Consider the following 7428-nt stretch of genomic DNA (forward strand, 5'->3'; position numbering starts at 1 on the left):
GTGCCGACGTGGCACTGGCAGAATCCTTTCTCAGTCTCCGTGTTCCTCTTTGTGTCCTGGTCTGGGTTGAACAACACTCTCACCCACCGCCGCCGGCTCCGGCGCGACGGTGACCCTGCCATGCGGCGTGGGCGATGATGAGCGATGCCGTGATGGTGCCAGCGTCTGCCACGGGCACACCGAGGCAGACCAGGACAACACCAGTCACCAGGACGGCGACGAAAGCCAGCAAGCCATACGACTCGGGCAGGAAGGGGTGCTCCATTGAGGGCTCCAGCTCCGTGCGGATGAGGTGCCCTCAAGTGTCTTATGACGGAGCAGCGTTGCGGCAGTGCGCAACAGTTGGCAGCTGCTGCAACGCAGGTCAGCAGTGGTCCCGCGCGCCTCCGGTGGCAGCCTCGGCGCTCCACACCTGGCAGGCTCGTCTCTTCGGGTAGTCGGTGCCGTGCGGCATCTCGGTAGCGTCAACGCCACGGCGCACCATGGAGCCATGAAAGTCCCCCACACGGCGCCTGACACCGTTCGAATCGAGATCCTCTACTGGAGTTCGGCTGTCGCCCGGGCCGTACATGCGTGCCTGGCCAGCCGCCACCAGCTCGTTTCGGAATTGGAGATGCGACCTGGGCCTGAAGGCCCGCACTGGCGGTTCTTCGCAAGCCTGGCGGGCTCCGCTGTCAGTGGTGGCCTTCCGGAACTCGACCCAGGGCCATCCAGGAACGTTACCGTCCGAGTGGCATGCTCAACCAAGGCTCACGTGGAGACCGTGGCCCAGGAACTGGAAGAAGCTTTCTGGTGCGTGGTCAATCAAGTCCAGTGGGACGATCTTGCCGCCGGGTGGTTCTGCAACCTGGCCGTCGACACCAGTAGGCGGCCGCCAGGCGAGGCATGAGCCCGAGGCGGGGGCCGGGGCCGGTCATCCCGTACCGGGAAGCGTGACTGAGCGTTTGGTCCGGTGATTCGTGTTTCGATCTGGGTCAGGTTCCGCGCCAGTTCAGGGTGGCTTCGTCGGTGAGTCTGCGGGCCATGAGGTTGATCACGGCGAGTTCGATCATCGCGAGGTGGATCATCTCGCTATTGACGATTGGTCAAGTGTTACATCGGTGCCACAAAGTCCGTTGAGCTCTCAGCGAGGTCGGTGGCGGCGGCGGTAGCTTGCGGCCGTTCTGCATGCCGTTGAATTGCGTACTCAGGAGGTCTCATGGCCAGGTCACAGGCGGCGGCTGTGAGGGTCCGTGGATGACCCTGCTGAAGGGTGACCCCACCGAGGTTGGTGGCTACCGGCTGGAGGGCCGGCTGGGCGCGGGCGGGATGGGCGTGGTGTATGCGGCGCGCTCGCCGGGCGGACACTCGGTGGCACTGAAGGTGATCCGCCGCCAGTGGGCCGAGGACCCGGAGTTCCGGGCACGCTTTGAGTTGGAGGTGGCGGCCGCACGGATGGTCCACAGCCGCTTCACGGCGCCGGTGGTCGACGCCGATCCGCACGCGCCGGAGCCCTGGATGGCAAGCTTGCACTTGGGCGGCGAGTCCCTCGACGCCCGCGTTGGCCGGCAGGGCCCGCTGGAGAGCGGGGAGTTGCGTCGTCTGGCCGCGGCGTTGGCCGGTGCGCTTCGGGACATCCATCGCGCCGGTGTTGTCCACCGCGATCTCAAGCCGGGCAATGTCCTGCTGACTGGGGACGGGCCGCGAGTTATCGACTTCGGTATCGCGCGGGCGCTGGACGGGCACCCGCTGACCGAGACCGGCCGGGTCGTCGGCACGCCGGCGGTCATGGCCCCCGAGCAGCTGCTGTCCTGCGCGGAGATCGGGCCGGAGGCGGACGTGTTCTCCCTGGGAAGCGTGCTGGCCTACGCCGCCATGGGGCGCTACCCGTTCGAGGCCGACGGACCTTATGCCTCGGCCTACCGTGTCGTCCACGAAGAGCCGGACCTCGCTGATGTGCCAGACGAGTTCCGCAGGCTCGTGGCGGACTGTCTGGCCAAGGACCCGGGCGGCCGCCCCACTCCTGAAGAGATCTTGGCGAGTCTCAGTATTGCATCGCCGCCGTTACGCACAGCGCCGGGCGCAGCAGTGGTACGGGGGTTGGTTGCGGCGGTCCTGCGGTGGTCGGCTCGGCCGGTGCCCGGGTGGGTGGCCGCGGTGGCGGTGCTGGCGTTGCTGGTCGCAGGCGGGGCTGTCGTGGCAGTCGGTGGGAGACCGGAATTCCCGGCGCCTGCCGGATGGAGACCCTGGGAAACCAGGATCCGCGAGGTTGCAGCCCCCGGAGAAGCCTGTCTGGCTGGCCCGGATGCCATTTACTGCGAGGCCGGGAGCCGGACCGTGATGCGCGTCGATACCACCGACGGTACGGTCTCCTGGCGCCACACGATTCCCGCCCGTGAGGTCGCAGCAGAGCTGTTCCAAAACCATCCCACGGGCCCGGAAGCCACCGTGGAACTGCTGGGCGCTGCGAACGGACGGCTCTGGTACGCCCACCGCGACACCGCCTACAGACGCCTGCGCGTGTTGGACATCCGGACCGGAAAGAGCCTGTGGACCAGGACGTTCACCGAACGCCCGCTGGAGATCCGTCTCACCGAATCCATGTATTTCCTCGTCTACAACCGCAGAGTGGAAGCCTTCGACGTCACCACGCACGCGATCCGATGGACACGCCACTTTCGGCACCTGACGTACTTGATCGCCAATGGTCACGGGGTCTACCTCGCCGATGTGGGACGACCGCGCACCACGGTAACGGCCGTGGAGGAAGACACCGGCGCCCGACGGTGGAGCACCACCGTAGACGGCCCACTGCATTACCAGGTGTCGGCGCCGGGTGCTCTGTACTTCAGGACCCCGCTGGGCGGTGACGGCGGCGGAGCTCTGGTGCGCCTGGACACCCGTAGCCGCAAGGCCGCCACCGTTCTCCCGCCCGTTGCGGCGACGCGGGACAATCTCGCCCATCAGGCCGTGGCTCACAGCGACGTGGTCTGTATAGCTCATCACAACGGCACGGTCATCGCCGTCGACCACAAGACCGGCACGATGAGGTGGCGCACCAGCGTGGGCGTGAGGATCTCGGCTCCTCCGACCCTTGCCGGTGGGCGGATCTACCTTGCCGCCGCGGATGGCAGGGTGATCGCCCTGGACACTCAGAGGGGGAAGCAGGTCTGGGACCACCAGCCCCGCCAGACGGAGCAGGCCCACGGCTCCTGGGCCCGATCTCCGGTCATGAGCATCAACGACAATCTCTACGCGGTCTCCCCACAGGGCAGCGTGTACACAGTCAGATAGACGCCGAGGCGTCCAGAAGGCCTGGGAGTCTTGGCCGTGGCCGCCCAGGGTGTGCCAGGGCAGGCCGGGGTGCTCGAGGCGTAGCGCTTCCAGGCCGGCGGTGGCCAGCTGCACCGCTGGTACTGGTCCATGGTGTAGGGCTGCTCGACCCATCCGAGACGGCAGGGGGTGCAGACGGTGCAGTCGATGGTGAAGGCGACGTCGCCGGTGAGGTTTGCGGCGCGCTCTCTTAAGCCGGGCTGTTCCGAGGAGGGAGTGTCTTGCCAGGGTGTATCCAGTTCTGATCACGGTCCAGCCGGTAGTGCCTGGGCCACTCCTCAGGACCTCTACTCGGCCCTCGCTGAACCGCCGCTCTCCGCCTTCCCCCGCCAGTAGGCCAGGTTATGCCGGGTGTTGAGGGTTTCGGGGTGGTCTTGGCCCAGTACTCGGGTCCGGTCGGTGAGGAGGTCGGCGAGGGCGGTGGCGGCTCCGGCGGCATCTCCCGCCTCCCCCTGCCAGCGGGCCAGCTCGTGGCGGGTGCTGAGGGTGCGGGGGTGGTCCTTGCCAAGGACCCGGATGCGGTCGGTGAGGAGGCTGGCGAGGGCGGTGGCGGCTTCGGCGGCATCTCCCGCTTCCCCGCGCCAGCGGGCCAGGTTATGCCGGGTGCTGAGGGTGCTGAGGGTGCTGAGGGTGCGGGGGTGGTCCTTGCCAAGGACCCGGATCCGGTCGGCCAGCAGGTCTGTGCAGGCGGTGGCGGCTCCGGCGGCATCTCCCGCTTCCCCCTGCCAGCGGGCCAGCTCATGCCGGGTGGCGAGGGTATGGGGGTGGTCTTCGCCTAGGACCCGGGTCTGGTCGCGCAGTACGTCGGAGAAGACGGTGGCGGCGCCGACAGCATCCCCGCTTCCCCCCGCCAGTAGGCCAGCTCGTACCGGGTGCTAAGGGTGTCGGGGGCGTCGGGGCCCAGGACCCGGATCTGGTCGCGCAGGAGGTCGGCGAGTGCGTCGATGGCTCCGGCCGCATCCCCCGCCCGCGCCTGCCAGCGGGAGAGTTCGTATCGGGCCGTGAGGGTATCGGGGTGATCGGGACCAAGGCGGGATGTGGTGACGAGGGCCAGGCGGTCGAAGTGGTGGCGCGCGGCGTATACCTGGCCGCTTTCGCCGAGACTTTCTCCGATGCGGTAGAGCACCGGGTGTGCGTCCGGTTCGATCAGCGCGTCTTGGGCACTGTCGGTGAGGGCAGTGGTGTTCGCGCGCAGTGCCCGGGCCAGCGCGGTCTCGTTCTCGATGCCGGGCCAGACGGCGAGCAGGGCATCCGCAGCGCTACGGGCGATCTCGTTGTACTGGGCGGGGGTGAGGGTGTCGCGGACGGCGCGCTGGACGAGCTGGTGGACACGCACTGCGGTCTGAGGTGTGGTGGGATCGTGCTGGATGAGGCTGAGCCGGCGCAGGGCACTCAGGGCCAGGTGGGCCTCTTGCTCCGACACTTCCCGCTCTGGCATGTCTTCGGCCGGGTTCCCCGGGATGGGCTGGTCGGTGCGGTGGTGGGTGAGGTGGGTGCGGGCGGCCGGGCCGGTTAGGACGTTGTGGGGAACGCCGTTGGCGTTCAGGAACGCGGCCAGCTGGAGCAGCGGGCGGGCGAGTCCTGCGGGGCGGAGCCGGTTTGCGTGCTCGATCGACAGCGCCCAGGTTGCGGCCACTGTCACCTGCTGTCCGTCGGGCAGGGCATCGGGTGCGGCGTCGCGCAGGGCGGTGGTGCGGCTGGCGAGGAGCTGCCGGTAGCCGGCTACGGGGGTGGTGGTGTCGGTGAGGTAGGCGGCGGCTTGGGAGAGGGCCAGCGGCAGATGCCCCAGGTCCTCGGCGAGCGCGGCGAGTTCCCCGGCGGGTTCGGTGCGGGGGAGGGCATCGGTGAGGTAGGCGAGGGCTTCTTCGGGGGTGAAGACGCCGACGGGTATGTGGTGGCGGCCGGTGGTCAGGGCGGCGTCCTGACGGCGGGTGGTGACCAGGACTCGACCGGTGGGACTGACGGGCGGCCACCAACCGTTCAGGTCCGCCGGGTCACTCACGTCGTCCAGCACCACCAGCCAACGGCAGCGTTTCTGGCCTGCCTTGGGCTCCAGCCAAGCCAGAAACATCGCGGCCGCCCGCGCCGGAACTTCCTCGCCAATGCCCATGAGTTCGGCAGCCGCAGCCGCAAACCCTTCCACAACGGCCTCGCCGCTGCTGGCGGTGATCCACACGAGCACATCCAGCTGCCCGGCCTGCCACAGGGTGCGGGCGTAGTGGGCGGCGAGCTGGGTCTTGCCCACCCCGCCCAACCCGACGACCACCCCCACCGCAGCGGTCGGCGTGACGACGGCCGCACCGCCGCCGGTGAGTGCTGCGGCCAGGCGGGCGACCTCGGCCCGGTCCTGGAAACAGACGGCCTGCGGTGGCATGGTCCCGACCTGATGCGGCCACGGCGCCGGAGTGCGCGGTACAGCGTGGTGGTTGTGCTGCACGCCCACGACCGGTCCATGAAAGGCGCTGTGACCGAAATCGATCGCATCACCCCGCGCCGCGTCGACGCCCGCGTCGTCGTCCAAGGGCTCCATGCATTCCACCCCCTGCCCCCGCCCGGCCGAGCCGGCATCCCAAGCCTAGGAGTGGCTGAAGGGAGCCGTCGGGCATGGAGCCACCCTCACACCCTGACCGCTTCTCACACGGCTTCAGAAGGCGCCCTGGCGCCTTGCTGAAGCCCTCTTCCCGCTTCCTGGACACGGAGAGGAGCACCCGCGATGGTCGTGTACGTGAGTCCCGTACCGGGCGTGAGCCTGCGCCCCTACACTCCAGCCGACCGGGCGGCGGTCCTGGAGCTGGTCAATGCCGACCGGCTGCCCGGCCAGCCCGCCGCTACCCCCGCCATGCTTGCCGACGCCGTGAGGGGCCGCTCCAGGGTGGATGCAGGCTGGTGGGCCGAACTCGCCTGCCCCACAACGACCGTGGCCACCAGCGCCGCCGGCACCGTCCTGGGCGTCGTCTCCTACGCCCTGCGTCCCAAGGACGGTCACGGTGTGATCCTGTGGCTGCACTGCCGCGAGGACGAGAGTGTTGCCCGCGCCCTGCTGGACCGTGCTGGGACCGAGTTGGGCACCCGCACTCTGGACGCCTTCCACTTCGCCACCGCGCTCACCCTGGGCGTGGAAGCCCTCCCCGCAGGCCACCGCCCGGCCACGCACGCCGCTCTGACAGCCGCTGGCTACACGGGAGTTGACCTGTGGCGCTACATGCACCGCACGCTCCCCGCCCCCGAGCTGCCCCGCCTCACCCGCTACGACACCGAGCCGGCCACCCCCGACACCCGCCGTCTCCTCGTCACCGAAGACGGCAAGACCCTCGCGGACGCCACCATCGGAACACCCGTACAGGGCACCGGAGTTGTGTGGTGGATCGGCGTCCAGCCAGCCGCACGCGGACAGGGGACCGGCCGTGCCCTCCTTGGCACCGCCCTCCACGCGCTCAGCCGCATGGGCGCAGCCGACGTCATCCTGTTCGTGGACGACGCACCGCCCGGCGGTGACCGGGACCGGACGGCCGCCAAGGCCCTCTATGAATCATCGGGATTCGAGGAGATCGACCGTCTCTATTCCTTCACCAAGCAATCCCGATAGCCCTTCTTGTGAATCCGGTGTCGGATTGATGGAGATTCTCAGAGGTCACCGGATTTCTTTTTGGGAGGGGGCATCTGATCCCAATCCCTACACAGCTACCTAGTGTGATGCATCACCCTAGATCTACCCCTGATCGTCACCGTGATGCGTGCATGCCCCCTTCACGGTGACGGGATGTCAGGACGGGGGCCGGCGGGGGCGTAGCGAGGTTGGGACGCCGGGCGAGTTCGGCCCCGAGGGAGGGGGGGCGGACTGCGGTCTATCACGTTCACCGGATGGTGAGGGCTGACGCCCTGTCGGCTGACCGCCCGTCAAGTCACGCGGTGGCAGTAGCCATGATTCCCAATGGCTACACAGGCTTGCGAACGATGCACCGGGCCCCTTGTTGCCAGCCCTTAGGAGTCCCGCTTGCGGGACTCCCTCAATTCGCGCTTGCGCGAATTGACATCCTGTCAGAATTCCGCTTGCGGAATTCTATTCCCGCGTTTACGCGGGAATTTCGAATTGCGCTTGCGCAATTCGTGCTCTAT

The 7428-nt window shown here is 68.4% G+C and carries 5 protein-coding genes; 2 read left to right on the plus strand and 3 right to left on the minus strand.

What is annotated here, in order from left to right; all coding sequences use genetic code 11:
- Window positions 1-79: 79 nt before the first annotated feature.
- Window positions 80-265, minus strand: a complete 186-nt coding sequence (locus H4N64_RS43585; protein WP_186288170.1) for a hypothetical protein — start codon at window positions 263-265, stop codon at window positions 80-82.
- Between the two features lie 971 nt (window positions 266-1236).
- Here H4N64_RS43585 and H4N64_RS43590 point away from each other — a divergent pair.
- Entirely contained in the window at window positions 1237-3273 is a 2037-nt protein-coding gene (locus H4N64_RS43590; protein WP_186288171.1) for a serine/threonine-protein kinase, read from the plus strand.
- 326 nt (window positions 3274-3599) lie between these two features.
- On the opposite strand, the gene H4N64_RS46655 is transcribed toward H4N64_RS43590, so the two are convergent.
- Both H4N64_RS46655 and H4N64_RS43595 read right to left on the minus strand, forming a co-directional pair.
- Window positions 3600-4166 (minus strand): tetratricopeptide repeat protein, encoded by a 567-nt coding sequence (locus H4N64_RS46655; RefSeq protein WP_336246976.1) that lies wholly within the window; start codon window positions 4164-4166, stop codon window positions 3600-3602.
- On the minus strand, window positions 4088-5842 hold the full coding sequence (locus H4N64_RS43595; RefSeq protein WP_260860420.1) for an NB-ARC domain-containing protein: 1755 nt from the start codon (window positions 5840-5842) through the stop codon (window positions 4088-4090). The genes H4N64_RS46655 and H4N64_RS43595 overlap by 79 nt, the downstream gene beginning before the upstream one ends.
- A 183-nt stretch (window positions 5843-6025) precedes the next feature.
- Between H4N64_RS43595 and H4N64_RS43600 the strand changes: the two genes are divergently transcribed.
- Entirely contained in the window at window positions 6026-6898 is an 873-nt protein-coding gene (locus H4N64_RS43600; protein WP_186288172.1) for a GNAT family N-acetyltransferase, read from the plus strand.
- The last annotated feature ends 530 nt before the right edge of the window (window positions 6899-7428 follow it).

The sequence above is a fragment of the Streptomyces cupreus genome (assembly GCF_014257025.1).
GTDB lineage: Bacteria > Actinomycetota > Actinomycetes > Streptomycetales > Streptomycetaceae > Streptomyces > Streptomyces cupreus.